At 72.9% G+C, this 25731-nt stretch carries 20 protein-coding genes and 1 other RNA gene; 12 read left to right on the forward strand and 9 right to left on the reverse strand.

The features are described 5' to 3' along the window. Positions 1 to 80: 80 nt before the first annotated feature. From IO20_RS0130540 to IO20_RS0130550, 3 genes are read right to left on the reverse strand one after another with little or no spacing between them, the layout of a single operon-like run. A complete protein-coding gene (locus IO20_RS0130540; protein ID WP_030556064.1) occupies positions 81 to 1397 on the reverse strand; it encodes a glycosyltransferase 87 family protein in 1317 nt (438 codons plus the stop codon). A 42-nt stretch (positions 1398 to 1439) separates the two neighbouring features. Further along, positions 1440 to 2141, reverse strand: a complete 702-nt coding sequence (locus IO20_RS0130545) for an ABC transporter ATP-binding protein (RefSeq protein ID WP_425423759.1) — start codon at positions 2139 to 2141, stop codon at positions 1440 to 1442. A gap of 22 nt (positions 2142 to 2163) precedes the next feature. Further along, on the reverse strand, positions 2164 to 3084 hold the full coding sequence (locus tag IO20_RS0130550; RefSeq protein WP_030556068.1) for an ABC transporter permease: 921 nt from the start codon (positions 3082 to 3084) through the stop codon (positions 2164 to 2166). Positions 3085 to 3224: 140 nt separating this feature from the next. Between IO20_RS0130550 and IO20_RS0130555 the strand changes: the two genes are divergently transcribed. Beyond that, on the forward strand, positions 3225 to 3833 hold the full coding sequence (locus tag IO20_RS0130555; RefSeq protein WP_106978694.1) for a TetR/AcrR family transcriptional regulator: 609 nt from the start codon (positions 3225 to 3227) through the stop codon (positions 3831 to 3833). Positions 3834 to 3888: 55 nt separating this feature from the next. Here IO20_RS0130555 and IO20_RS0130560 read toward each other — a convergent pair whose 3' ends face one another. The 4 genes from IO20_RS0130560 to IO20_RS0130575 all read right to left on the reverse strand — a co-directional run bounded on the left by IO20_RS0130560 (position 3889) and on the right by IO20_RS0130575 (position 11568). After that, positions 3889 to 4764 carry a carbohydrate ABC transporter permease gene (locus IO20_RS0130560; RefSeq protein WP_030556072.1) on the reverse strand — a complete coding sequence of 292 codons (876 nt, stop codon included), beginning with the start codon at positions 4762 to 4764 and terminating at the stop codon, positions 3889 to 3891. Next, positions 4761 to 6095 (reverse strand): carbohydrate ABC transporter permease, encoded by a 1335-nt coding sequence (locus IO20_RS0130565; protein ID WP_078946256.1) that lies wholly within the window; start codon positions 6093 to 6095, stop codon positions 4761 to 4763. Before IO20_RS0130565 ends, IO20_RS0130560 begins: the two co-directional genes overlap by 4 nt. A 9-nt stretch (positions 6096 to 6104) precedes the next feature. Continuing rightward, on the reverse strand, positions 6105 to 7469 hold the full coding sequence (locus IO20_RS0130570) for an ABC transporter substrate-binding protein (RefSeq protein WP_030556075.1): 1365 nt from the start codon (positions 7467 to 7469) through the stop codon (positions 6105 to 6107). 124 nt (positions 7470 to 7593) lie between these two features. Next, the gene (locus IO20_RS0130575; RefSeq protein WP_030556077.1) at positions 7594 to 11568 is read right to left on the reverse strand and encodes an FtsK/SpoIIIE domain-containing protein; all 3975 of its coding nucleotides are present in this window, start codon (positions 11566 to 11568) and stop codon (positions 7594 to 7596) included. Positions 11569 to 12014: 446 nt separating this feature from the next. On the opposite strand from IO20_RS0130575, the gene IO20_RS0130580 reads away from it, so the two are divergent. From IO20_RS0130580 to IO20_RS0130595, 4 genes are all read left to right on the forward strand, one after another. Further along, positions 12015 to 13736, forward strand: coding sequence for a serine/threonine-protein kinase (locus tag IO20_RS0130580; RefSeq protein ID WP_030556079.1), 1722 nt, complete (start codon positions 12015 to 12017; stop codon positions 13734 to 13736). A gap of 118 nt (positions 13737 to 13854) precedes the next feature. After that, positions 13855 to 15096 carry a serine/threonine-protein kinase gene (locus IO20_RS0130585; RefSeq protein WP_030556080.1) on the forward strand — a complete coding sequence of 414 codons (1242 nt, stop codon included), beginning with the start codon at positions 13855 to 13857 and terminating at the stop codon, positions 15094 to 15096. A gap of 75 nt (positions 15097 to 15171) precedes the next feature. Next, the gene (prfB, locus tag IO20_RS0130590) at positions 15172 to 16275 is read left to right on the forward strand and encodes a peptide chain release factor 2 (protein ID WP_030556082.1); all 1104 of its coding nucleotides are present in this window, start codon (positions 15172 to 15174) and stop codon (positions 16273 to 16275) included. A gap of 386 nt (positions 16276 to 16661) precedes the next feature. Beyond that, complete coding sequence (locus IO20_RS0130595; RefSeq protein WP_030556084.1) at positions 16662 to 17423, forward strand: LPXTG cell wall anchor domain-containing protein; 762 nt, start codon at positions 16662 to 16664, stop codon at positions 17421 to 17423. A 141-nt stretch (positions 17424 to 17564) separates the two neighbouring features. On the opposite strand, the gene IO20_RS0130600 is transcribed toward IO20_RS0130595, so the two are convergent. Next, positions 17565 to 17747, reverse strand: a complete 183-nt coding sequence (locus IO20_RS0130600; RefSeq protein WP_030556085.1) for a hypothetical protein — start codon at positions 17745 to 17747, stop codon at positions 17565 to 17567. A 235-nt stretch (positions 17748 to 17982) separates the two neighbouring features. On the opposite strand from IO20_RS0130600, the gene ftsE reads away from it, so the two are divergent. The 6 genes from ftsE (at position 17983) to IO20_RS0130625 (ending at position 23211) form a co-directional block, all read left to right on the forward strand. Next, complete coding sequence (gene ftsE / locus IO20_RS0130605) at positions 17983 to 18672, forward strand: cell division ATP-binding protein FtsE (protein WP_030223113.1); 690 nt, start codon at positions 17983 to 17985, stop codon at positions 18670 to 18672. Positions 18673 to 18695: 23 nt separating this feature from the next. Continuing rightward, the gene (gene ftsX / locus IO20_RS0130610; protein ID WP_030556088.1) at positions 18696 to 19613 is read left to right on the forward strand and encodes a permease-like cell division protein FtsX; all 918 of its coding nucleotides are present in this window, start codon (positions 18696 to 18698) and stop codon (positions 19611 to 19613) included. Between the two features lie 77 nt (positions 19614 to 19690). Continuing rightward, positions 19691 to 20878 carry a S41 family peptidase gene (locus IO20_RS0130615; protein ID WP_030556089.1) on the forward strand — a complete coding sequence of 396 codons (1188 nt, stop codon included), beginning with the start codon at positions 19691 to 19693 and terminating at the stop codon, positions 20876 to 20878. Positions 20879 to 20896: 18 nt separating this feature from the next. After that, positions 20897 to 21436 carry an SsrA-binding protein SmpB gene (gene smpB / locus IO20_RS0130620; RefSeq protein WP_051874975.1) on the forward strand — a complete coding sequence of 180 codons (540 nt, stop codon included), beginning with the start codon at positions 20897 to 20899 and terminating at the stop codon, positions 21434 to 21436. A gap of 113 nt (positions 21437 to 21549) precedes the next feature. Then, positions 21550 to 21943: a transfer-messenger RNA gene (ssrA, locus tag IO20_RS38110) on the forward strand. Positions 21944 to 22134: 191 nt separating this feature from the next. Continuing rightward, on the forward strand, positions 22135 to 23211 hold the full coding sequence (locus tag IO20_RS0130625) for a glycoside hydrolase family 18 protein (RefSeq protein ID WP_211270444.1): 1077 nt from the start codon (positions 22135 to 22137) through the stop codon (positions 23209 to 23211). Positions 23212 to 23215: 4 nt separating this feature from the next. Here the strand turns inward: IO20_RS0130625 and IO20_RS0130630 are convergent, their stop codons facing one another. Next, the gene (locus IO20_RS0130630; RefSeq protein WP_245685114.1) at positions 23216 to 24538 is read right to left on the reverse strand and encodes an MFS transporter; all 1323 of its coding nucleotides are present in this window, start codon (positions 24536 to 24538) and stop codon (positions 23216 to 23218) included. Positions 24539 to 24621: 83 nt separating this feature from the next. On the opposite strand from IO20_RS0130630, the gene IO20_RS0130635 reads away from it, so the two are divergent. Next, positions 24622 to 25605, forward strand: a complete 984-nt coding sequence (locus tag IO20_RS0130635; RefSeq protein WP_037636652.1) for a LysR family transcriptional regulator — start codon at positions 24622 to 24624, stop codon at positions 25603 to 25605. Positions 25606 to 25731: the final 126 nt, after the last annotated feature.

A 25731-nucleotide genomic window follows, 5' to 3' on the forward strand; every position in this document is an offset into this window, starting at 1 on the left:
GCCGGATGTCCGGCGGGGCCCTTCCGTCGTTCCGTGCTCTCCGTCGTTCCGTGTGCTTCTCCGTCGTTCCCGGCCTTACGTCATTCCACGGTGGTCGCGACCGTCGAGGTCCACAGGCGGCGGGCGGCGAGCAGGGCCGCCGCGAGCAGCAGGGCGTTGCGGAGCACCATCACGGCGAGCCCCTGGGCGGTGCCCGCGATGACCTGGTCGTACAGGACGGGGTACGCGAGCGAGCTCAGCGCGGCGGCCGGCAGCAGGAGCAGCGCCACCGGGCGCATCACGGTGTCGCGGCAGGTCAGGCAGACGGCGGCGAGTCCGAGCAGCCAGATCATGTACTGGGGGCTGATCACCCGGCTGGTGGCGGTGAACAGCAGGACGGCGGTGAAGGCCGCGTCGAGCGGGGTGGCGGGGGTCCAGCGGCGGGCCTGGAGGCGCCACAGGAGCAGCCAGCCGAAGGCGATGACGGTGAGCAGCAGGGCGAGGTGACCGATGCTGGAGACGTACGGGCCGACGTACTCGAAGGCCCCGTAGCGGAACTCGACCCTGCCCGGCCAGGCGCCGGTGGCCTGGGCGAGCGCGAGCGCCGTGCCGCCGAGGGACTCGATCTGGATGCCCCGGTCGCCCTGCTGGCGAAGGAAGCCCAGGGGCCCGGAGAAGAAGAGCGCGAGGGTGGCGAGGAGGGCGACGGCCGCGACGGCGGCGGCGGTCCAGGCCTCTTTGGTGGTACGGCCCCGGGGGGTGCCGATCAAAGCGAGCACCGGCCAGACCTTGACCATCGCGCCGATCCCGGCGAGCGCGCCGCCGAGCTGGTGGGCGGCGGTGGAGCGGCCGCCGAGGGCGAGCAGGGCGAGGACGGCGAGGGCGGTGGTCTGGACGTCGTACCGGGCGAGCGGCAGGTGGAGGAGGAGCGGCAGGCCGCAGACCCAGAACCAGGCGCCGTGGGTGAGCCGGGCGCTGTCGGCGCGGGCGAGGGCGCAGGCGATGACCGCGTCGGCGAGGAGGGCGAGGGCGACGAACGCCTGGAAGTAGGTCAGCCAGGGGAGGACGCCCGGCGACATGATCACCAGCCCCGCGCCGGGCGGGTACTGCCAGGTGACGTCGCCGGCCGGGAAGGTGCCCTGCGCGAACTGCCCGTACCAGTGGTGGTAGAGGTCCACCTCGCGGCCGACGCCGCCGATGCCGAGGGTGTCGCGGAGGAGCAGCAGGACCATGCCGACGCGGGTGAGCAGCCAGACGGAGGCGAGGGCGAGGAGGGGGCCGCTGCCGACCGTGACGAAGGTGGCGGAGGTGAAGGTGTCCGACGCGAAGGGGGAGCCGGTCAGCGCGGGGGGCTCGGTTCCGGTGCGCGGTGGCGGTGGCGGCGGTTGCGGGGGCGACTGGGGGTGATCGTTCGTCATCCTTCCGCACTGTAGACCGCTATGCGCTGTTTGCCCTGTTTCTCATGTCTGCCGTGTTTTCCCCGCTCCGGTGAAGTCCTCGTACGCCGCCACCACCTCGCGCGCCGGGCCGTCCATCCGGAGCGTGCCGGCCTCCAGCCACAGCGCCCGCTCGCAGGTCTCCGTGATGGTGGAGTTCGAGTGGCTGACCAGGAACACCGTCCCCGCCTCCGCCCGCAGTTCGTCGATCCGCCGTTGGCTGCGGCGGCGGAAGCGTGCGTCGCCGGTGGCCAGGGCCTCGTCGATGAGCAGGACGTCGTGGCTCTTCGCGGCGGCGATGGCGAACCGCAGCCGGGCCCCCATCCCGGAGGAGTACGTCCGCATGGGGCGGGAGATCGCGTCGTCCTTCTCGTTGACGCCGGAGAACTCCACGATGTCGTCGTAGCGCTCCCGGACCTCGGCGCGGCTCATGCCCATCGCGAGGCCGCCCAGGATCACGTTCCGCTCGCCCGTCAGATCACCCATCAGGGCCGCGTTGACGCCGAGGAGCGAGGGCTGCCCCTGGGTGTAGACCTGGCCGCGCTCGACGGGCTGGAGGCCCGCGACGGCCTTCAGGAGGGTGGATTTCCCAGATCCGTTCGAACCGATCAGGCCAATTGCCTCGCCTTTGTACGCGGCGAAGCTGACGCCCTTCACGGCGTGCACGCGCCGGGTGCCGGAGGGGCCGTTCCGGACCGTGTACGTGATGTGGACGCCGTCGGCCACGACGGTGGGTACGCGTTCGGTGTCAGCCACGTCCGTACGACTCCTCCGCCTTCCAGAACCAGATGAAACCGCCCCCGAAGGCCAGCAGGGCCCAGCCGGCGGCGAGTGCCCAGACGTGCGGCGGCAGCTGGGCCGAGGTGTAGCTCCCGATCAAAGCGAAGCGCATGAGGTCGATGTAGACGGCCGCCGGATTGCACTGCAGGGCCAGCACCACGCCCGCGGGGAAGCGTCCGTCGCTCGCCAGGTTCTGGATCGACCACATGGCGCCGGAGGCGTACATCCAGGTGCGCAGCACGAACGGCATCAGTTGCGAGACGTCCGGGAGGCGGGCGGCGAGCCGGGCCAGGACGAGCGCCGCGCCCGTGTTGAACAGGGTTTGGAGGAACAGCGCGGGGATCGCGAGGAGCCAGCTCGGGGCGGGGAACTCGCCGAAGCCGAACAGGATCACGACGAGCGCGGCGAGCGACAGCAGGAACTGCTGGAGCTGCTGCAGTGCGAGCGAGATGGGCAGGCTCGCGCGCGGGAAGTGGAGGGCGCGGACCAGGCCCAGGTTGCCGCTGATCGCCCGGGTGCCGGCGGTGAGCGTCTGGGAGGTGAAGGTCCACACGAAGATGCCGGTGATGAGGAAGGGGACGTAGTCCGGAACGCCGTGCTTGGCGTTCATCAGGACCCCGAAGATCGCGTAGTAGACGGCGGCGTTGAGCAGCGGGGTCATCAGCTGCCAGACCTGGCCGAGGCGCGCCTGGCTGTACTGGGCGGTGAGGCGGGCGCTCGCGAAGGCGGTGATGAAGGCGCGGCGGGACCAGAGCTGCCGTGCGTACGCAGGGAGGGAGGGGCGGGCGCCGCTCACGGTGAGGCCGTGGCGCAGGGCGAGGGCGCGGAGGTCCTGTGGGGGAGCCGCCGAAGGGAGGGCTTCCGGTGGGGCGAGGCTCTGGGTGGTCACGGGCGGGTCTTCCGACGAAGGGTGCGGGCATCCTCGGCGATGGAACGGGTCCGTATCGTCGCTACGGGGACAGTAGGACTCCAAGCGTCGGAACGCAACCGTATCGTCGTGACGCTTTCGGGGCGTCGCCGTTGGTTAGGATGCCGTTCATGACCGATCCGACCCCCCGCCGCGCCCCCGCCGGCGCCGCCGTGCTCCGTGAGGACGTCACCGAGGCCATCCGCGCCGCCGTCTTCGAGGAGCTGGCCGCCGTCGGCTTCGCCCGGATGTCCATCGAGGGCATCGCGCGCCGCGCGGGAGTCGGCAAGACCGCCGTCTACCGGCGCTGGAAGTCCAAGCTCTCCCTCGTCCTGGACCTCGTCGGCGCGTTCGCCGCCCAGGGCATGCCGGCCCCCGCCACCGGCTCCCTCCACGGGGACGTGCGCGCCCTCCTCGAAGTGGCCTCGGGCGCCCTGCGCCACCCGGTCGCCTCCCAGGTCATTCCCGACCTGCTCGTCGAGGCCGCCCGGCACCCCGAGATCGCGGAGGCGGTCACCGCCGCGCTGCTCGACGGCCAGCGGGGCGTCGTCACCCGCATCGTCCGCGAGGCCGTCGCGCGCGGCGAACTCCCCGAGGGCGCCGACCCGGGCCGCGCCCTCGACCTGATCGTCGGACCGCTCTACTGGCGGCTCGCCGTCGTCCGTACGGAACTGCCCCCGGGGTACGTGGACGATCTCGCGCGGTCGGCGGTGGCGGCGCTCAGGGCCTGAGCCGGCGGCGCCCCGGCCAGGGCCGGTGGCGGCGCCGCGCGTCCGAGGGGGACCGCTACTTCACCGCGCCCGCCATCACCCCCGACGCGAACTGGCGCTGGAACGCGAAGAACACCACCAGCGGAACCACCATCGACACGAAGGCGCCCGGCGCGAGCACGTCCACGTTGTTGCCGAACTGCCGCACCTGCTGCTGGAGCGCCACCGTGATCGGCGGCGACTGCGAGTCCGCGAAGATCAGCGCGATCAGCATGTCGTTCCACACCCACAGGAACTGGAAGATGCCGAGCGAGGCGATCGCGGGACCGCCGAGCGGCAGCACCACCCGGGTGAAGAGGCGGACCTCGCCCGCCCCGTCCAGCCGCGCCGCTTCGAGCAACTCGCGCGGGATCTCCGCGAAGAAGTTCCGCAACAGGAAGATCGCGAACGGCAGGCCGAAGGCCGTGTGGAAGAGCACCACCCCGAGGGTCGTCTCGAAGAGCCCCACCGCGCCGAAGAGCTTCGACACCGGCACCAGGGCCACCTGCACCGGGACCACGAGCAGGGCGACCACGCCGAGGAACCACCAGTCCCGGCCCGGGAACTCCAGCCACGCGAACGCGTACCCGGCGAACGAGCCGATGGCGAGCACGAGCAGGGTGGACGGGACGGTGATCATGACGGTGGAGGCGAGGGAGCCGGTGATCGTGTCGTTCGCGAGGAGATGCGCGTAGTTCTCGGTGGTCAGCCGGGCCGGGGCCGTGAACACCTGCCACCAGCCGCCCGCCGCGATGTCCGAGGGCGAGCGCAGCGAGGAGAGCAGCAGCCCCACCGTCGGCAGCAGCCAGAACAGGCCGGTGAGCACGAGGAACACGCGTACCGCGCCCCCGGCGGCACGGGCGGCGATCCGCGCCACGGCGGGCCGGGTCCTGACGTCGGCGGAACGGCTCATCGGCGGGCCTCCCGGCGCAGGCGGCGGATGTTGAAGACCATCACCGGCACCACCAGGAGCAGCAGCAGGACGGCGATGGCCGAGCCGATCCCGAGATCGGCGTCCGTACCGAAGGACGAGCGGTACAGCTGGAGCGCGAGCACGTTCGCGTCGTCCTGGGCCGAGCCCGGCGCGATGACGAAGACCAGGTCGAAGACCTTGAGGACGTTGATCATCAACGTCACCAGGACGACCGCGAGGACCGGCGCGAGCAGTGGCACCGTGATCCGGCGGAACACCTGCCACTCGTTGGCCCCGTCCACCCGCGCCGCTTCGAGCAGCTCGCGCGGTACGGCGGCGAGACCGGCGCCGATCAGGACCATCGCGAACCCGGCCCACATCCACACGTACGCGCCGATGACCGCAGGGGTGACGAAAGACGGTCCCAGCCACTCCACGCCGTTGTACTGCTCCCGGAAGTTGCTCGCCGGAAGCCGCAGTACGGCTCCGTCAACCCGGTCGGCGGGCAGTGCGAAGGTCCCGTCGGCGGCGGCCGTGGCCCTGGCGACGACCTCCCCGTCCCGTACGGCCTCGATCCGCAGCCCGGCCAGGCCCAGTTCGGCCGGGTCGACGGCGTTCGGCCGCCCGCCGCCGCCCCGGGTGAAGTCCAGCCAGGCCGTGCCGACGACCGTGCCCGCCGCGGGAGCGGGCTCCCGGGCAGGGCGGGCCTCCTCCGGCATCTGCGCCGGAGCCACCCCGATCAGCGGAAGCCGTACGGGCTCCCCGGCGCGCACCGGCTCCTCCGTGACGAACGCGCCGCCGCCGGCCGCCTTCAGCGGATGCACGGGCAGCGGCCGGGCCCGTGGAAAGCCGGAGGACTCGGCGAAGGTGTCGTGCACCCCCACCCAGACGGCGTTGGCGACCCCGCGGTCCGGGTCCTGCTCGTAGACGAGCCGGAAGATGATCCCGGCGGCGAGCATCGAGATCGCCATCGGCATGAAGACGACCAGCTTGAACGCCGTACCCCAGCGCACCCGTTCGGTGAGCACCGCGAAGACCAGACCGAGGGCGGTCGCGACGGCCGGGGCGAGAACCAGCCAGATCAGGTTGTTGCGGACGGCGGTGCGCAGGGAGTCGTCGGTGACGAGGGAGAGGTAGTTGTCCAGACCGACGAAGGAGTCGCCGGAGCGGTCGAAGAGCGAGCGCTGGACGGAGTACCCGATCGGGTAGACGACGAGCGCGCCGAGCAGGAGCAGGGCGGGGAGCAGGAAGCCCGCGGCCACCGTTCTGCTCCTGCCGTTGTTCCTGCTCCTGTTCCGGCTGCCCTTGCGGGTGGGGGCGGTGCTCGGCATGCCGGGGCCTCAGCTCTTCGCCGCGGCCCGGTACGCCTTCTCCGCGTCCGCCTCGAGACGCGCCTGCGTGCCCGCGATGTCCTTGGGGTTCTTCAGGAAGTCCTGGAGCGCCTTCCACTCGCCCTTGCCCGGCGTCCCGCCGAAGGACTGCGGCATCTGGTCCGACATGTCGAAGCGGAAGTCGTCACCGGCGCCGATGAGCGCCTTCGCGATCTCGCGCTGGACGTCGTTCGGGTACGCCGCCGGGTCCAGGTTCTTGTTGGGGGAGAGGAAGCCGCCCTCGGCCGCCCAGATCTTCGCCGCGTCCGGGGAGGCGAGGAAGGCGAGCAGCGCCTTCGCGCCCTTGGTGTCCTTGAGGGCCACGGCGGCGTCGCCCGCCGTCACCACGGGGCTGCTGCCCGAGCCGACGGTGGGGAAGGGGAAGACCTTCGCGTCCGTGCCGATCTTCGCCTCGGTCTGCGCGATGTTGACGGCCGCGAAGTCGCCCTCGAAGACCATCGCCCCCTTCGGCTGGTCGCCGCCGGTGAAGGTCTGGGTGACCGAGGTCGGGTACTCCGTCTGCAGCGCCCCGCTCGTGCCGCCGGCGAGCAGCGCCGGCTTGCCGAACAGTTCGCCGAGCGTGGTCAGGGCCGCGGTCACCGACGGGTCGGTCCACTTGATCGTGTGCTTCGCGAGCTGGTCGTACTTGGCCGGGCCTGCCTGCGAGAGGTAGACGTTCTCGAACCAGTCGGTGAGGGTCCAGCCGTCCGCGCCGCCCACCGACACGGGGGTGACGCCGGACGCCGAGATCGTCTCGGCCGTGGTCAGGAACTCCTTCCAGGTCTTCGGCTCGGTGGCGCCCGCGTTCTCGAAGACGGCGGAGTTGTACCAGACCAGGGACTTGTTGGCGGCCTTGAAGTAGACCCCGTACTGGGTGCCGTCGACCGCGCCGAGCTCCTGCCAGCCGCGCGAGTAGTTCGCCGCCAGCTGGGCCTCGGCCTCCGGGCCGACCGGCTTCAGCCACTTCTGGGCGGCGGCCTGCTGGATCGCGCCCACCTGCGGCAGCATCGCCACGTCCGGCGGCGACCCGCCCGCGATCTTCGTACCGAGGAAGTTCACGATCGGGTCCTGGGCCGGCACGAAGGTGACGGTCGCGCCGGTGCGCTTCTCGAACTCCCGCAGGACCTTGGTGAAGTTCTCCTGCTCGGGGCCCGTCCATACGGCGGCGACCTCGATCTTCTCGCCCTTGAGGGGAAGCGCGCCGCCGCTCGGCGCGGGGTTCCCCTGGTCCTTCTCGGCTCCACCGCCGCCGCACGCCGCGAGGGCGAGTGCGGCGAGTGCGGTGAACGCCGTCATGGTCACCGCGGCCCTGCGTGGACGAAGAGTTGTACGCATCGCTGCCCCGTCTCTCCCGTGCGCTTCGCTGTCCCGTGCCGACAGGTCTACGCCGGGTGGAGGGGGCCCCGCAATACCGCCTTCCGGTTCAAGAGGGCGATCGTGACGGCCTCGTGACGTGCCGTCAGCCGTGTGTCGCGGGGGTGAGCGGGGGTACGGGCGTCGCCTCGACCGAGCGGGCCGCCCGGTCGAGCGCGCTCGCGAGGAGGGCCAGGTCCGTCGGTCCGTTGCCCAGCTCGCGGACCGGGCGGCGGGTGGGCGGGTCGCCCATCCGCTCCCACTCCAGCGGGACGACCGTCGGGCGGAGCGTCGCCGTCCGGGGGATCCGGCCGGTGACGCGGCCCGCCTGGAAGGGGGTGACCCGGCCGTCCGGATGTCCGAGCCGCCCGCGCCCGGCCGCCGGTACGTCGGGCCCGGCGGTCACCGGGGGCGCGTCGAGCACGATCCGCAGCCGGGCCCCGTGGGCCAGCTCCGTGTCGGCGGTCCGGTCGGGGCGCGCGGAGGTCGCGACGAGGTGTACGCCGAGCCGCTCGCCGTTGCGCGCGACGGCCTCCAGGGCCCGCACGACGGACCCGGCCGCGGGTCGGCCGGAGGCGCCGAGCGCGGGGGCGACGAGGGCGTCGAAGTCGTCGACGAGGACGACGAGCCGGGGGAGGTGGGCGGGGCCACCGGCCCGGACGGCGGTCGGCTCGCCGATGGCGGGCCGGTCGCCGATGCCGGGCCGGGGGATCCGGCCGCCGGCGTCGATGCCCGACGTGCGGCCGGTGCGACCGGCCGCTTCGTCGGCCGTGGAGCGGGGGACGCGGCCGCTCGGGCTGTCCGTGAGGTCTCCGTCGCCCGTGCGCAGGGTGCGGCTGCTGGGGCGGTCGTCCAGGTGGCCGCTGTCCCGCCGGGGCAGGCGCCCGCTGGGCGTGTCGCCCAGGAAGGCGTCACCGCCCTGACGGGTCCGCGCACCGGCCCGCTCGTCGGGCGAACCGTCCACGGACCGGGGCACGCGCCCGCCGGGGTGGTGGGCGAGGTCGCCGTCACCCGTGCGGAGCGTCCGGCTGCTTGGCCGCCCGCCGAGGTCGTCGGCGCCGGGGTACGGGGTCCGGCCGCTCGCCCGGTGGTCGAGGTCTCCGGGGTACGCCGTCCTGCCGCTCGGGCGCCCGCCGAGGTCGTCGGCGCCGGGGTACGCGGTCCGGCCGCTCGCCCTGCCGTCGAGGTCTCCCGGGTACGGGGTCCTGCCGCTGGGCCGGCTGCCGAGGCTGTCGGCGGCGTCCGGGTACGGAGTGCGGCCGCTCGGGCGGCCGTCGAGATCTCCGGAGTACGTGATCCGGCCGCTGGGGCGGCCGCCCAGGTCCTCCGGTGGCGGGTACGGGTCGCCCGTGCGCCCGCTCCGGGTGCTCGGGAGGGCGCCGATCGTGCCGTCGCCCGTGCGCAGGGTCCGGCCGCTCGTACGGCCGTCGAGATCGCCCGCTTCCTGGAGCCGGACGGTCGCGCGAGCGCCCTGCGGCACGGACTCCGCCGCGCTCGGCGCGCGCTGGCCGATCATCCGGTCGGCGGCGGAGGGCGCCGCGCGGGGCCCCCGGCGGTCGGCGAAGTGGCCGTCGCCGAGCAGCTCGGCCCGGCGCTTCAGTTCCGCGCCGAGGGCCTGCGCGAACTCCCGCATCCGCACCGGGTCGGAGGCGACCAGGTGCTCGGTGACGTGCGGCAGCTCCGTACAGACGGCGAGTCCCTCGCCGCGCTCGCCGCCCGCCCCGTCCACCAGGAGGAGTCCTAGCCGGTCCGGGCGCCCGCCGGCCGCGAGCGAGGCGGCGATCGAGCGGAGCAGCTCCGTCCGTCCGCTTCCCGCCGGGCCCTCGATCAACAGGTGCGGGCCCTCCCGGGTCAGGTCCACGGCCAGCGGGCCGCGCGGACCGGCGCCCAGGACGGCCGTGCCGTCCCCGGCGGAGGCCCAGCGGGCCATCAGCGACGCGGGGGTGGCGCGGGCGAGCCCGAGCTCGTCGAGGAGCCGTACCGACGGGGGCAGCGCCGCGGCCCGGCCGTGCGGCTGCGCCGCCGTGTCCGTACGCAGCGGGGCCAGCGCGCGGCCGAACCGCTCGGCCCAGGCGACGGAGACCGCGTCGACGACGCCGACGGTGCCGTGGCCCGCGACCCGTCCGCCGGAGGTCCGCAGCAGCCGCAGCGCCGTCGCCACGTCGCCGCTGAGGAGCACGGCGGCCCCGCACTCGCGGAACGCGAGGGACGCGGCGCACGCCGTCTCGTAGGTGGCGGCCACCGGGGAGACCGGGGAGGCCGAGGGCGCCTCGGCGAGGCACAGCAGATGGATGCCGGCCGCCGCTCCGGCTCCGGCCAGCCGCGCCACCGTCTCGCGCAGCGCCGCCGAACCGGGGTCGCCGTCCACGACCACGACCGTCGTCGTCCCCTCGTGGCGGGCCGCGGCCTCGGCGACGGACGCGCGGTCGGCGTTGGGCCAGCCGGGACCGAGCGGACCGTCGTCGAGCCGGCGGGTCAGCTCCGCCGTACGGGCGTGGGCCTGCTCGCGGTCGTACGCCAGGAGCAGCCGGCAGTCCTGGCCGTGGGCCGGCCGGACGTGCGGGAGCCAGCCGAGCCAGCCCCAGGCGCGCCGCCGCTCGTCGAGCGAGCGGTTCCGGTCGGCGCTGATCAGCACGATCTCCAGGTCGGCGGGGGAGTGCAGCGCGGCGAGCTGGGCGACCACCGACCGGGCGAGACCGGCGAGCCGGTCGGCGGGGCCCGCGAGGCCGAGGGAACCGGCCTCCCGCAGGTCCACGGTGACCGGGACGCCGGAGAGCTCCGCGCGGTCTGTCGTGCCGAGCCGCACCACCAGGGATTCGGGGTGGTCCTGACCGCGCTCCCAGAGCCGGGGCCCGGGGCCGAGGGCGGTGAGGAGCACGGTGGCCGGATCGGGCCAGGTGCCGGCCACCGGTACGGGCGCGGGGGCGCCGTCCCGCGGGTCGGCGCCGGTCCGTCGGCCGGTGTGGGTTTCCGGGGCCGTACGGGCGTCGGGGGCGGGTTCCGGGAGCTCCTCGCGTCCGCCGGCCAGTCGTCGGGCCCACGCGCCGAGCCCGCGCTTGCCCGCCGCACGGGCGGACGCGGCCGGGGGCGTCGGGGCGGCCGGGTCGTCGCCCGGGGCCTGGCGCGACGGGCGGGTCCTGCTGTGGGCCTCGCCACCGCTGCCGGGTCCCTCGTACCCGCCGGGGTGGTCCCCCGCGCGCGCGTGGCCCGGGGATCCGGCGCCGTACGGGCCGTCGTACGCGTCCTGAGCCGCGCTGTCGAACAGGACCCCGCCCGCGCCGCCGTGGGTGGTGTCGTCCGCGGGGCTTCGGGGAGCCGTGCCGGGCACGCCCGCGTGGACCGTGCGCGCGCTCCGGTCGGTGCGGTCGGTGGGCGCGGAGGCGTCTCGGCCGTCCCGGCCCTCGTCACCGTCCCGCCCGTTCGTCCCGACCGTGACCCGCAGATGGCCTTCGCCGTCGGGTGCCGGGGTCGTCGCGCCCGTACCGCTGAGGTCGTCGCCGGGGCCGGTCAGACGCAGCGCGGACTCGCCGAGCCGCAGCAGCGCGCCCGGACGGAACCGGACGGGGCGGTCGCCGACCGGCACGCCGTCGAGGGTCGTGCCGTTCGTCGAGCCGCGGTCGGCGACCGTGACCCGGCCGTCCTCGCCCACGGTCACCACACAGTGCGCGCGGGAGACGTCCGGGTCGTCGAGCGGTACGTCGGCGTCGACGGAACGGCCGATTCTGATCGGTCCGCCGTGCAGCAGGTGCACCCCTCCGGCGTCCGGACCCGCCACCACGTGCAGCCGGGCGGCGGCCGTCTCGCCGGCGCGGTCGTCGGGGCCGGGGACCTGCAGGGAGAGCACCGCGCCGTCGACCAGCGGGGGTTCGCCGAGCACACAGCGGCGGGTGTCGAGCCGCTCCGCGCCCGCGTAGAGCACGGTCGTGCCGGAGGCCGAGGTGTCGGGGCCCGTGACGGCGGCGGCGAGATTCGAGGCCACGGCGGCGAGCGCCGTCCCGGGCGGGGCCGTGACGAGCACGTCGCAGGCGCGCCCGGCGCCGTGGCCGGCGTACGGCGCGAGGACGGTCAGCCGGATCTGCATCGCCGTCAGCGGTCCCTTCTGCGCGAGATGCCCGGCAGGGGAACCGCCCGTGTCGCCCCCCACCCGGCACGGACGCGTCGCCCGGTACAGGTCGGCACGGCGCGGGGGCTCCCGACCCCACCGATGCGACGTGCTGGAGGCATCCTCGCACCTGCCACCGACAACCCGCCCCCGGGTCGGCCGGAAGTGATCTTGAATGGTCGGCTGTGCACGCAAAAGTGCCCGGTTGAGCATGCCTTCGGAACATGCGCGGCAACCGTCGCGGCCTCGGAAGCGTCTCCTTTCGGACAGAACCGGCATCGGAACCGGCCTGTGGACGACCGGCCTGTACCCCGATCGGCGGCACTAAAGTGGGTCGGACACCCGGACGGGTCACAACAGAGGACAGGGGCCCCGGGAATCGATCCGGACCACCCCAGGACCACGATCAGCAGGGAGCGCGTGACGTGCGGCCTATCGGCAGCAAGTACCTGCTCGAGGAGCCGCTCGGCCGCGGCGCCACGGGCACCGTCTGGCGAGCCCGCCAGCGGGAGACGGCGGGCGCCGAGGCGGCCGTGCCCGGCCAGCCCGGCGAGACCGTGGCGATCAAGGTCCTCAAGGAGGAGCTGGCCAACGACGCGGACATCGTGATGCGCTTCCTGCGCGAGCGGTCCGTGCTGCTCCGGCTCACCCACCCGAACATCGTGCGGACCCGCGACCTGGTCGTGGAGGGCGACGTCCTCGCGCTCGTCATGGACCTCGTCGAGGGCCCCGACCTGCACCGGTACATCAGGGAGAGCGGCCCGCTCACCCCGGTCGCCGCCGCCCTCCTGACCGCCCAGATCGCCGACGCGCTCGCCGCCAGCCACGCCGACGGCGTCGTCCACCGCGACCTGAAGCCGGCCAACGTGCTGCTCGCCGAGCAGGGCGGCCAGATGCACCCGATGCTCACCGACTTCGGCATCGCCCGCCTCGCGGACTCCCCGGGCCTGACCCGCACCCACGAGTTCGTCGGCACGCCCGCGTACGTGGCTCCGGAATCCGCCGAGGGCCGCCCGCAGACCTCCGCCGTCGACATCTACGGCGCCGGCATCCTGCTCTACGAGCTGGTCACCGGCCGCCCGCCGTTCGCGGGCGGCACCGCCCTGGAGGTCCTGCACCGGCACCTCAGCGAGGAGCCGCGCCGCCCCTCGACCGTGCCGGGACCCCTGTGGACCGTCATAGAGCGCTGCCTCAGCAAGGACCCGGACCGGCGGCCGAGCGCCGTGAACCTCGCCCGAGGCCTGCGCGCGGTCGCCGCCGGCATCGGCGTGCACGCCACCCCCGCCCAGATCGAGGCGGCGGACGGCGTCGGCGCGCTCCTCGCCCCCGACCCGGCGCCCGCGCCGGTCCCCGAGACCCCGGGGGCCGCGGACCCGACCCAGGTGCTGCCCAGCGGCGCCGGGACGCCGCCGCGGTACGACCCCGCGGGCGCGACCAGCGTCATGCCGACCAGCGGCCCCTCGGGCGCCGCCGACCCGACGGCCGTCATGCCGCCCGTGCCGCCGCAGCCGCCGCAGGGCGCGCCATCGGAGGAACCGCACCCCTGGCAGAACCAGCTCCGCGCGGCCCGCGACCGCAACGAGCAGACGCAGGTGCAGTACCTGGACCCCAGCGAGGACCCGCTGCGCCGCCGCCCGCAGCGGCAGCCCCAGCAGCCGCCGCAGGGCCGACAGCAGGGCGCCCCGGGCGGCTACGGGCAGCAGCAGCCGCCGCAGCCGTACCAGCAGCAGCGTCCCGCCCCGCAGCGCCCGGCCCCCCAGCCGTATCCGCCGCAGCACCAGCAGCCGCAGCAGTACGCGCCGCCGCCCGCCCCGCAGCAGTACGCCCCGCCCCAGCAGCAGTACCAGCCGCCGCAGCCGCCGCCCCAGGCCCCGGCGCCGCGCGAGCCGCGCCCGCCGCGTCAGCGCAGTGCCAACCCGGTGCGGATCCCCGGCCTCGGCTGCCTCAAGGGCTGTCTCGTCATGATCGTCCTGTTCGTGGTCGCGGGCTGGCTCGTCTGGGAGCTGACCCCGCTCCAGGACTGGATCGCCGAGGGCAAGAGCTACTGGGAGGCCATCGGCGACGGCATCTCGACGGTGACCGACTGGATCTCCACGATCGGCGAGGCCACCGACACCGGGGGTACTACCGGCGGTACAGGGCAGTAATACCGAGTAATACTGCCGATTTATCGACTTCCGAGGGGTGATTTCCGCTCGGAAGTGACGTCCGGCGGCTGCGGACGCGTAACTTTGCACGCGAACCGCAGCCGCTGAGGGAGCAGTCTTGGCACGGAACATCGGCAGCCGCTACACCACCCACCAGATCCTGGGGCGGGGCAGTGCCGGAACGGTGTGGCTCGGCGAGGGGCCCGAGGGTCCCGTCGCCGTCAAACTGCTGCGCGAGGACCTGGCCTCCGACCAGGAACTCGTCGGCCGCTTCGTCCAGGAGCGCACCGCCCTGCTCGGCCTCGACCACCCCCGGGTCGTCAAGGTCCGCGACCTCGTCGTCGACGGCAACGACCTGGCCCTCGTCATGGACCTCGTCCGCGGCACCGACCTGCGCACCCGCCTGGACCGGGAGCGGCGGCTCGCCCCCGAGGCCGCCGTCGCGATCATCGCCGACGTCGCCGACGCCCTCTCCGCCGCGCACGCCGCCGGAGTCGTCCACCGGGACGTCAAGCCCGAGAACATCCTGCTCGACATGGAGGGCCCGCTCGGACCCGGCGGCGCCCACCCCGCCCTGCTCACCGACTTCGGCGTCGCCAAGCTGATCGACACCCCCGGCCGTACCAAGGCCACCCGGATCATCGGCACTCCCGACTACCTCGCCCCCGAGATCGTCGAGGGCCTCCCGCCGCGCGCCGCCGTCGACATCTACGCCCTCGCGACGGTCCTGTACGAGCTGCTCGCCGGCTTCACCCCGTTCGGCGGCGGCCACCCCGGCGCCGTCCTGCGCCGCCACGTCACCGAGACCGTCGTCCCCCTCCCCGGCATCCCCGAGGAGCTGTGGCAGCTGCTCGTGCAGTGCCTGGCGAAGGCGCCGGCCTCCCGGCTGCGCGCCTCCGAGCTGGCCGCCCGCCTCAAGGACGTGCTGCCGCTGCTCAAGGGCATCCCGCCGCTCGACGTGGACGAGCTGGACTCGGACCAGGGATCGGCGGCGGACCCGGAACCGGAGGCGTACGCCACCGGTACGGGCGCGGGGGAACCGGCACCGCGCCGCGCCGCCGTCCCGCTCGTCCCGGGCGCCTCCGCCGACTCCAACCGCGACACCCACACCTCCATGCGGGTCCCGGCCCCCGACGAGCTCTCCGGCGGGCCGCTCGGCACCGCGAGAGCCCCGAGACCCGCGGGCGCGCGCCGCCCCGGCTCGGCCCGGCACAAGGCGGGCGCCGTCCGCAAGCGCCGGATCACGCTCACCGTCGCGGCGGTCTTCGTCGCGGGGGCGCTCGGCGCCGGTGGCTACCTCGCCGTCTCGGGGGACGCGGACGCGCCGCCGCAGGACTCGAAGCAGTCCTCGCTGCCGTAGGACCTGTCGGGCCGTCGTGGTCGGCCGTCGTGGCCAAAGGTTCGGCTCCTTGCCCGGAGCCGTTACGCTGGACGCGTGGCAGTCGTCGATGTATCCGAAGAGCTGAAGTCCCTCTCCTCGACCATGGGGTCGATCGAGGCCGTCCTGGACCTCGAGAAGCTGAGGGCCGACATCGCCGTGCTCGAAGAGCAGGCCGCGGCCCCGTCCCTGTGGGACGACCCGGAGGCGGCGCAGAAGATCACGAGCAAGCTTTCGCACCTCCAGGCCGAGGTCCGCAAGACCGAGACCCTGCGCGGCCGCATCGACGACCTCGCGGTGCTTTTCGAGCTCGCCGAGGAGATGGACGACCCGGACACCCTCGCCGAGGCCGAGACGGAGCTCGTCTCCGTCCGCAAGGCCCTCGACGAGATGGAGGTCCGCACCCTCCTGTCCGGCGAGTACGACGAGCGTGAGGCGCTGGTCAACATCCGCGCGGAGGCGGGCGGCGTCGACGCCTCCGACTTCGCCGAGCGGCTCCAGCGCATGTACCTGCGCTGGGCGGAGCGCCACGGCTACTCCACCGAGATCTACGAGACCTCGTACGCGGAAGAGGCCGGCATCAAGTCGACCACCTTCGTGGTGAAGGCGCCGTACGCCTACGGCACGCTCTCCGTCGAGCAGGGCACCCACCGCCTGGTCCGCATCTCGCCCTTCGACAACCAGGGCCGCCGCCAGACCTCCTTCGCCGGTGTCGAGATCCTGCCGGTCGTCGAGTCCTCCGACCACGTCGAGATCGACGAGGGCGAGCTGCGCATCGACGTCTACCGCGCGTCGGGCCCCGGCGGCCAGGGCGTCAACACGACCGACTCGGCCGTGCGCATCACGCACCTCCCGACCGGCATCGTCGTCTCCTGCCAGAACGAGCGCTCCCAGATCCAGAACAAGGCGAGCGCCATGAACGTCCTCCAGGCCAAGCTCCTGGAGCGTCAGCGCCAGGAGGAGCGGGCCAGGATGGACGCCCTGAAGGACAGCGGCAGCTCTTGGGGCAACCAGATGCGCTCGTACGTCCTGCACCCGTACCAGATGGTCAAGGACCTCCGTACGGAGTTCGAGGTCGGCAACCCGCAGGCCGTCCTCGACGGTGAGATCGACGGCTTCCTCGAGGCGGGCATCCGCTGGCGCAAGCAGCAGGACAAGTAGCCTCGGCACAGCACGCGTTCGGGCCCCGCACCTTCCGGTGCGGGGCCCGTCGTCGTCCGACGGAGTCCGTCGTCGTCCGGCGGATTCGCTGACGCAAGCGGAAACACGGTGTGCGGGGCGCTTTGTCGACAAGGGAACTGGTGCCGGGGGGCCCGGAGTTCTGGGTTTACGTCACAGTTGCATCCCCGCATGTGGGGCACTCCGTGATCTTTCGGGCATCGCACGCGCAACGACCTTGACGCTGCATCGGAAACTCGGAAGGGTGGCGTACTGGCATGCGCATTTCCGGGGCGTGTGTGAACGGGGGCCGGCCAGCAGTGAGCCGCTTCTGTCGCTGCCCCGAGCGCTGCCCCATGACGAGATGAGCTACTGGGGGTAGCAGCTAGATGACCAAGCAGATGCGAGTCCGTATCGCGCGCATCGCCGCCGGTGCGGTGATCGCCGCCGGCGCGTCGCTCACCGCGGCGGGTGCGGCGCAGGCCGTGGGCGCCTTCGGCAACAGCCCGACCTCGGATCCCACGTGCCTTCCCGGGAGCCCCGGTTGTGAGATCACGCCTCCGCCGGTGACGACGCCTCCGGTGGAGACGACCCCGCCGGTGGAGACCACGCCTCCCGTGGAGACGACCCCGCCGGTGGAGACGACCCCGCCGGTGGAGACCACGCCTCCCGTGGAGACCACGCCTCCGGTGGAGACGACCCCGCCGGTGGAGACCACGCCTCCCGTGGAGACGACCCCGCCGGTGGAGACCACGCCGCCCGGCGGTGGCGAGACCACCAACCCCGGCGGTGGCGAGACCACCAACCCCGGCAACGGCAACGGCAACGGGAACGGGAACGGCAACCCCGGTTCCACCGACTCGCCCGTGACCCCGGACGAGGACGGTACCGACTCCGGTAGCGCCGACCCCGGCACCTGCACCGTCGACCTCGACGGCGCCGAGTGCGTGGACAGCGGCAACAGCAACACCGACACCAACAACGCCGGCTCGCAGCCCGTGCAGCAGGGTCAGGCGAAGGAGGAGCTCGCCGAGACCGGTGCGGCCGAGACCTCGTTCCTGGTCATCGGTGCCGCGACGATGATCGCCGGCGGCATCGGCTTCCGCATGCTGCCGCGCCTCGTCGCCGGTGGCGGTCGCGCGGCCGTCTGACGGACCCGCGTGAGCGCGTGAGCGTACGTGCGTGAAAGGGGAAGGGCCGGGGAGATCTCTCCCCGGCCCTTCCTCGTACGTCCGGCTCGTGTGGCGTCCGCGTGACACCCGGATGCGCCCAGAGCGATCCGAAAGGCGGCTCTAGGCCGTGCGGACCATCGCGAGCAACGCGATCATGGCCAGCAGGGCGACCGCCAGCGTCAGCAGCATCGCGGGCGACGGACCCTGTGGGGTCAGGCGCTCCCGGTTCGCGCGGCAGACGGGGCAGCGGCCCTCGGCGACCGGGGCCGCGCAGTTGGCGCACACCAGTCGGTCATAGGTCATGCGCTCTCCTCCTCCCGCACTGGGGGCTACACCTGGACAACGTCCGGAGGGGTCCGGGCGTTCCCCCTACCACTGTGCCAGCTCCCCGGCGTTTCGGCGCGCCCCGTCGGATCGTCCCGCCCCCGTGCGCGGGGGCGAAAAGGATAAACGTCGCAAGCCAGGACCGCGACTGCGCGGGCCTTCCCCGTTCGCGTAAGGTCACGCACACCTACTCCCGGCCGACCGTGGTGCATCCGTGATCCGATTCGACAACGTCTCCAAGTCCTATCCGAAGCAGAACCGCCCCGCGCTCCGGGATGTCTCCCTGGAGATCGAGAAGGGGGAGTTCGTCTTCCTCGTCGGTTCCTCAGGCTCCGGAAAGTCGACTTTCCTGCGGCTGCTCCTGCGTGAGGAGCGCGCCAGTCAAGGCCAGGTGCACGTCCTCGGCAAGGACCTCGCCCGCCTGTCCAACTGGAAGGTGCCGCACATGCGGCGTCAACTCGGCACCGTCTTCCAGGACTTCCGCCTGCTGCCCAACAAGACCGTCGCCGAGAACGTGGCCTTCGCCCAGGAGGTCATCGGCAAGCCGCGCGGCGAGATCCGCAAGGCCGTGCCGCAGGTGCTCGACCTGGTCGGGCTCGGCGGCAAGGAGGACCGGATGCCCGGCGAGCTCTCCGGTGGTGAGCAGCAGCGTGTCGCCATCGCCCGCGCCTTCGTCAACCGCCCGATGCTGCTGATCGCCGACGAGCCCACCGGCAACCTCGACCCGCAGACCTCGGTCGGCATCATGAAGCTGCTCGACCGCATCAACAGGACAGGGACCACCGTCGTCATGGCGACCCACGACCAGAACATCGTCGACCAGATGCGCAAGCGCGTCATAGAGCTCGAGAAGGGTCGCCTCGTCCGCGACCAGGCGCGCGGCGTCTACGGATACCAGCACTGAGCAGGTAGGGGACAGAACACACCATGCGCGCTCAGTTCGTGCTCTCGGAGATCGGCATCGGTCTCCGGCGCAATCTCACGATGACCTTCGCCGTCGTCATCTCCGTGGCCCTCTCGCTCGCCCTCTTCGGCGGTGCCCTGCTCATGCGTGAGCAGGTCAGCACGATGAAGGACTTCTGGTACGACAAGGTCAACGTCTCCCTCTTCCTCTGCAACAGGGCCGACGCGGCCGACGGGGTCAAGTGCCCCAAGGGCGCGGTCACGGCACAGCAGAAGGAGCAGATCAAGGCCGATCTGCAGAAGATGGACATCGTCGAGACCGTCTACTACGAGTCGACCGACGAGGCGTTCAAGCGGTACAAGGAGGAGTACGGCGAGACGGCCATCGCCTCCGTCATCACGCCGGACCAGATGCAGGAGTCCTTCCGGGTCAAGCTCAAGGACCCGGAGAAGTACAAGGTGATCGCCACGGCCTTCGCGGGCCGTGACGGGATCGAGTCCGTCCAGGACCAGCGGGACACCCTGGAGGACCTGTTCGACCTGATGAACGGCATGAACATCGCCGCTCTCTGCGTCATGGGCCTGATGCTCGTCATCGCGTTGATGCTGATCGTCAACACGGTCCGCGTCTCGGCCTTCAGCCGCCGGAGAGAGACCGGCATCATGCGGCTCGTCGGCGCGTCGAGCTTCTACATCCAGATGCCGTTCATCATGGAGGCCGCCTTCGCCGGGCTCCTGGGCGGCGCGGTCGCCTGTGTGCTGCTGCTCGTCGGCCGGTACTTCCTGATCGACAACGGCATCGCGCTCGCGGAGAAGATGCAGCTCGTCAACTTCATCGGCTGGGACGCCGTCCTCGCCAAGCTGCCGCTCGTGATCGCCATCGGTCTCCTCATGCCCGCGGTGGCCGCTTTCATCGCGCTGCGCAAGTACCTGAAGGTGTGAGAGACACCTCTGCCGGTGGATGGCGCCGTACGGTCAAAGCCCGTGCGGCGCCATCGCCTTGTCCTAGAGTGGGCGCCATGCCGGCCGGCACCGACCACCTCTGTATCCGGCCCCGCGGAGTACTCCGTGGGGCCGTTCTGACGTTGGTCTTCGCCGGAGTCCTCGCCACCGCCGCCGCCACCGGCTCACTGCCCCGGCAGGAGCCCGCAGGCGAGTCCGCGGGGGCGTCCACGCGCGCGGGGCAGCGGTCCCCGGCAGGCGCGCCCGTCGACAGCGCCGCCCTGAACCGTGCCGCCGCCGCGGCCATGGCCGACGGGAAGTCGGGCAAGCAGGCCGCCGAGGAGTTCGTCAGCCGCAGCGGCGACCGCTGGGGCGCGGTGTACGACAAGAAGGAGTACGCCGAGTTCGAGCAGGCCCTCGACGGGGCCTACACCGGCGTGGGGCTCTCCGCGGGCCGGGCCGGCGGGGACCGCGTCCAGGTGACCCGGGTGCAGCCGGGCGGCCCCGCCGAGCGGGCCGGGCTCAAGGCCGGCGACCGGCTCGTCGCGGTCGACGGACGCCCGGTCGACGGCCTCGCGGTCTCCCAGGTCGTCGCCCTGCTGCGCGGCGACGGCGTACCGGGCTCCGCCGTCTCCCTCCGGGTCGAGCGCGGGCGCGCCGCCTGGACGCGGACCCTGCACCGGGCCCGGCTGGCCACGGACCCGGTCACCGTCCGCCGCCTGGACGACGGAACCCTGCTCATCCGGGTCGCCGCCTTCACCAAGGGCGCCGGTACGCGCGTGCGTGACGCGGTACGCGCCGCCCCGGCCGGCGCCGGAGTCCTCCTGGACCTGCGGGGCAACGCGGGCGGCCTGGTCGCCGAGGCCGCCGTGGCCGCCTCCGCCTTCCTCGACGGCGGTCTGGTCGCCACGTACGACGTGGAGGGCGAGCAGCGGGCCGTGTACGCGGAGGGGGGCGGCGACACCGGCCGGCCCCTGGTGGCGCTGATCGACGGGGGCACGATGAGCGCGGCCGAGCTGCTCACCGGCGCCCTCCAGGACCGGGGCAGGGCGGTCACGGTGGGTTCGCGCACCTTCGGCAAGGGGGCGGTCCAGATGCCGAGCACCCTGCCGGACGGTTCGGTCGCCGAGCTGACCGTCGGCCACTACCGCACACCGGCCGGACACACGGTGGACGGCCGCGGCATCACTCCGGACCTGACGGCCGGGGAACGGGCCGAGGAACGAGCGAAGACGGTATTGAGTGGCCTCGGAGGGGGCTCGTAGTGCGAAAATGACCGCACTATGGCAAAGGGACTCGTGAACGTGCAGGGCAAGCCTGCGAAGAAGACGACGGACAAGGCGCCGGAGCGCAAGCTCATCGCGCAGAACAAGAAGGCGCGCCACGACTACCACATCGTCGACACCTACGAGTGCGGTGTGGTCCTCATGGGCACCGAGGTGAAGTCGCTGCGGATGGGCCGGGCCTCGCTGGTCGACGGCTTCGTGCAGATCGACAACCACGAGGCGTGGCTGCACAACATCCATGTGCCCGAGTACATGCAGGGCAGCTGGACCAATCACTCGGCGAAGCGGAAGCGGAAGCTGCTGCTGCACCGGGAGGAGATCGACAAGCTGGAGTCGAAGTCCCAGGAGACGGGTCACACGATCGTGCCCCTCGCGCTGTACTTCCTGAACGGCCGGGTCAAGGTCGAGATCGCGCTCGCCAAGGGCAAGAAGGAGTTCGACAAGCGGCAGACCCTGCGCGAGAAGCAGGACACCCGCGAGACCAACCGGGCCATCGCGGCGGCCAAGCGCCGGCAGCGGGCGGCCAAGATCGCCTAGGGCCCGTCCTGGCGGTGCGGGTCGCGGCTAATACGCTGGCACCAGTGCCCGTCGGTCACGTACGATGGGCCGTGCACGCCTCGCAAGGGGGGTGCACGTTGATAAAAAAACATGGGGATGATCGGTTTCGACAGCGGATACCGATGCAGAGGAAGCGTGCCGAGGAAGCGGCAATGATCTCGTAAACCATATGTCGCAACCAATAATCGCCAACTCCAAGAGCGATAACTCCCGCTTCGCCCTCGCTGCCTAATTTTTAGGTAACGACAAGAAGCCTCTGTGAGGAGCGTCAGCCCGGGGGTGGTCCCGACCCGGATCCTGGCGTCATTTAGGGATCTAAACCTCTCACCCCGGTCACGGGGGTAAGAGGGAAATCAAACAGTGACTGAGCCCGTCGGAGACTTGTCCGCGTGATCTCCGGGGCTGAGAAACTCGTAGCGGACTGCGCACGGAGAAGCTCTGTTTCCGTACCGTTGGACGCGGGTTCGATTCCCGCCATCTCCACCGAGAGTCCGAAGGGCGTTGCCCGCTCGGACACCTCACCCCATGTGGGCCGAGGCCCGGCAGTCGTCACGACGACCGCCGGGCCTTTGTCGTGCCCGGCCTTCGGGCGCCTCCGCAGGCCCTCTTGTCGGCTTGGTCTGGACCTGCCACTCTGCCGTGGCCGCCCCCACGCAACGGCACTCCCGGAGGTACGTATGCGCCACAGACCTCTCTCGGTCCTGCTCATGCTCTTCGCCCTCCTCGTCCCCGTCGCCACCCCGGCGTCCGCCGCCGCACCCGTGCAGGTCTACGGGGCCTGGCACTGCGGGGACGACTACTGCACCTGGGGCACGGTCCGCGACGTCGCCGAGTTCGACGCCAAGAACCACTGGCTGGTCGACCGCGGTGACGGACGCCCCTCCGTCAACCTCGTGGTGCTCAGCTTCGTGGAGCCGCTGAAACTGCTGCGCCGCACCACCGACGCCACCACCGCCGACGGCGTTCCCGTCGGGATGAACCGCGAGATCGTCGAGTACTTCACCTCGCGCGGGATCCGCGTGATGCTGTCCATCGGCGGGCTCACGTACACCGACGAATGGGACGCGGCCCTCACGGAGAACGCCACCCAGCTGGGTCTGCGCGCCGCCGCGGTCGCCGCGGACCTCGGCGTCGGCATCGAGATCGACTACGAGCAGAACACCGCCCCGAACCTCACCGGGCTGCAGGCCTTCATCGACGCCTACCGCTCCGTGCACCCCTACGACGCCTCCGGTACGCGGCCGGCCGCCCGGCTCACCATCGACACCGCCGCCGGCGACCGCTGGCTCATCGACATCAACCGCAAGGCGACCGCCGACTGGCTGCGCACCGACAAGCCCGTCCTCGACTACGCCAACGCGATGGTGACGGCCCGGCCCACCTCCGCGAGCTCGCACATCGCGAACTGGCAGGAGCACATCGACGGCAAGTCCCAGTACGCGCCGCCGGTCGCCCCGCTCGCGCCCGCCAAGTTCACGGCCGGGCTCTACCTCGCGTACGGGCGCAGCCCGCTGCCCGAGTGCACCGACTTCGCGAACTCGCTGCAGCGGGCGACCGGGGACTGGGTGCGGAACGCGGCCCCGAACGGGGCGGGGACCACGTCCGGCCTGCTCGGCTACATGTTCTGGGCCGCGGAGAAACCGTCCACGCGGGGCCTCGGGACGCAGGAGCCCAACGGGTGCGCGGGCGGTGCCGGGGCGGGTGCCACCGCGTACGGGGTGCAGGTGCCGATGCCGCCGCTGCGACAGTCCTGATCCGTCAGGCCGGAGCGCGGCGGCCGACCCCGGTCGCCGCGCAGAGGGTCAGAGCCAGGGTCGCCGCCGCGAGCGGTATCAGGAAGCCGAAGGCGGGGAAGGGGGCGTGGTCGGCGGCCCACCCGCCGGTGGCCGAGCCCGCCGCGATGCCGCCGAGGAGGGCGGTCACCGCCAGGGTCATGCCCTCGTTGAGCTGCGACGCGGGCGTCAGGCGCTGGACCAGGCCCATGCCCGTCACCATCGTCGGAGCCGTCGCCATGCCCGCCACCAGGAGCCCGGCGGCGAGCGCGAGCAGCGAGCCGGTCGAGGCGGCGAGCAGCGGCAGCGTCATGAGGACGGCCATCGCGGCCAGGCAGGTGCGGAGCCGGGCGGTGCGCCGGGCCCGGCCGTAGAGGAGGCCCGCCGCGCAGGAGCCCGCGGCCTGGAGGGCGAGGACGGGTCCCGCGACGGGGCCGTCCACGTACGCGAGGGTCACCACCTCCATCGAGCCGAAGACCGCTCCGGTGGCCAGGAAGGCCGCCATGAGGGCGACCATGCCGGGGACCCGCAGCGGGGAGCCGGCGGTGGTGCGCGGTGCGATCGGCGGTTCGGTGGAGCGCTGGGCGGCGAAGACCAGGACGCCGCCGAGGAAGAGGGCGGCGGCCGTGAGCGTGCCCGCCTCGGGGAAGAAGGCCGAGCAGAGGACCGCGGCGACGACCGGGCCGAGCATGAAGCAGAGTTCGTCGGCGGCCTGCTCGAAGGAGTTGGCGGTGTGCAGGGCGTCCTGGTCGCCCTTCAGGAGGTGCGCCCACCGGGCCCGGGACATGCCGCCCGTGTTCGGGGCGGTGGCGGTGAGGGCCGTCGTGGCGAACAGGGTCCAGAGGGGTGCCCGCTGGTGCACGCACAGCAGCAGGACCAGATGGCCGAGGACGGCGTAGGCGGTGGCGGGGACCGCGATCCTCGCCTGGCCGTACCGGTCGACGAGCCGGGCGATCCAGGGGGCCGTGACGGCCCCTGCGGCCATGCCGGTGGCGGTGACCGCGCCCGCGAGCGCGTACGAGTGGTACGCCGCCGCGATCATGATCACGGCGCTGACGCCGAACATGCCCATGGGCAGCCGGGCGATCAGGTTGCCCGCGGTGAACGCGCGTGTGCCGGGGAGGGTGAAGAGGCGCAGGTACGGGTTGCCGGGGGCGACTTTCGGCCGGTCGTGTGCGTGGTGGCGATCGCCGTCGTGCTGGCGGTCGCCGTCGTGGTCGTGGGGGCGGGGGGTGGTGGCCGGCCGGTTGCGGTAGCGGGGGGCGACGGCCGGGCCGGCGGGGGTCAGGGTGAGGTCCGGTGGCGGCATGGCTCAAGGTTCGGGGGAGCGGGCCCGAGGGGTCCAACACCTGTTCGGTGACCATTCACGCGCCTGTGTTGTTGAATGGGCCGGTGGTCGCCCCCTCCTCCTCTTCCCCCTCGTCCCCGTACGACGCCGATCCCCGGCTGCTGCGCGCCTTCACCGCCGTCGCCGAGGAACTCCACTTCACCCGGGCCGCCGCCCGCCTCTACGTCGCCCAGCAGGCCCTCAGCCGCGACATCCGGCGCCTGGAGCGCGAACTGGGCGCCGAGCTCTTCGTACGGACCACCCGGCAGGTGTCCCTCAGCCCGGACGGCGAGCGCCTCCTCCCGTACGCGCGGCGGGTGCTCGCCGCCCACGACGAGCTGACCGAGGCGTTCCGCTCCGCTTCCCGGCCCCTCCTCGTCGACCTGAACACCCCCGGCCTCGCGCACGAGCGCGTCCTGCGCCGGGCCCGTGAACTCGCCCCCGAGCAGGAGCTGATGGCCCGCTACGAGAGCGGGCTCACCGGAGCCGTGCGGCACATCGTCGCCGGACGGCTCGACACCTCCTTCGGCCGGTACGGAGGGCTCGACGCCGGGCTGCGGGCGCGGCTCGGCTCCCAGTTCGTGCGGTACGAGCGGATGGCCGTGATACTCCCCGAGGACCACCCGCTCGCCGGTCTGCCCGAGGTGCCGCTCGCCGGTCTCGCCGGGGAGCGGATCTACGCGGGCGCGGGCAACGAACGCACGCTGGAGTGGACCGACCTCGCCGCCCGGCTCTTCGCCGGACGCGGCATCGAGGTCGCCCCGCCCGCGCCGCTGGCGATCGGCCACGAGGAGTTCCGCCGCATCATGGCCAAGCACCGCAACCCGGTCCTCGCCGTCGTCGACTTCCCGCCCATGCCGGGCTGCGTCCTGCGGCCGCTCGTCGACCCCGTACCCCTGTCACCCGTGAGCCTGGTGTGGCGCAAGGGGCTGCGCCATCCCGGCCTCGACGCGCTGCGGGCCGCCGCCGCCGAGCTGGGGGCGGAAGAGGGATGGCTGGAGCGCCCCTCCGGCTCCTGGCTGCCCCAGGACGAGCCGGGACTGGCCTGAAGGGGACTTGACGGGTACCTACAAGGGCCGGCGAGTGAGCCGAAGGGGCGCGGCCGGGGGAACAGGGCCGAGCGCGCGGAGCCTCCCGAGGAACGAGGGAGGCGAGCACGGTCGGCCCTGTGAGCC

The organism is Streptomyces exfoliatus, assembly GCF_000725545.1.
GTDB lineage: Bacteria > Actinomycetota > Actinomycetes > Streptomycetales > Streptomycetaceae > Streptomyces > Streptomyces exfoliatus.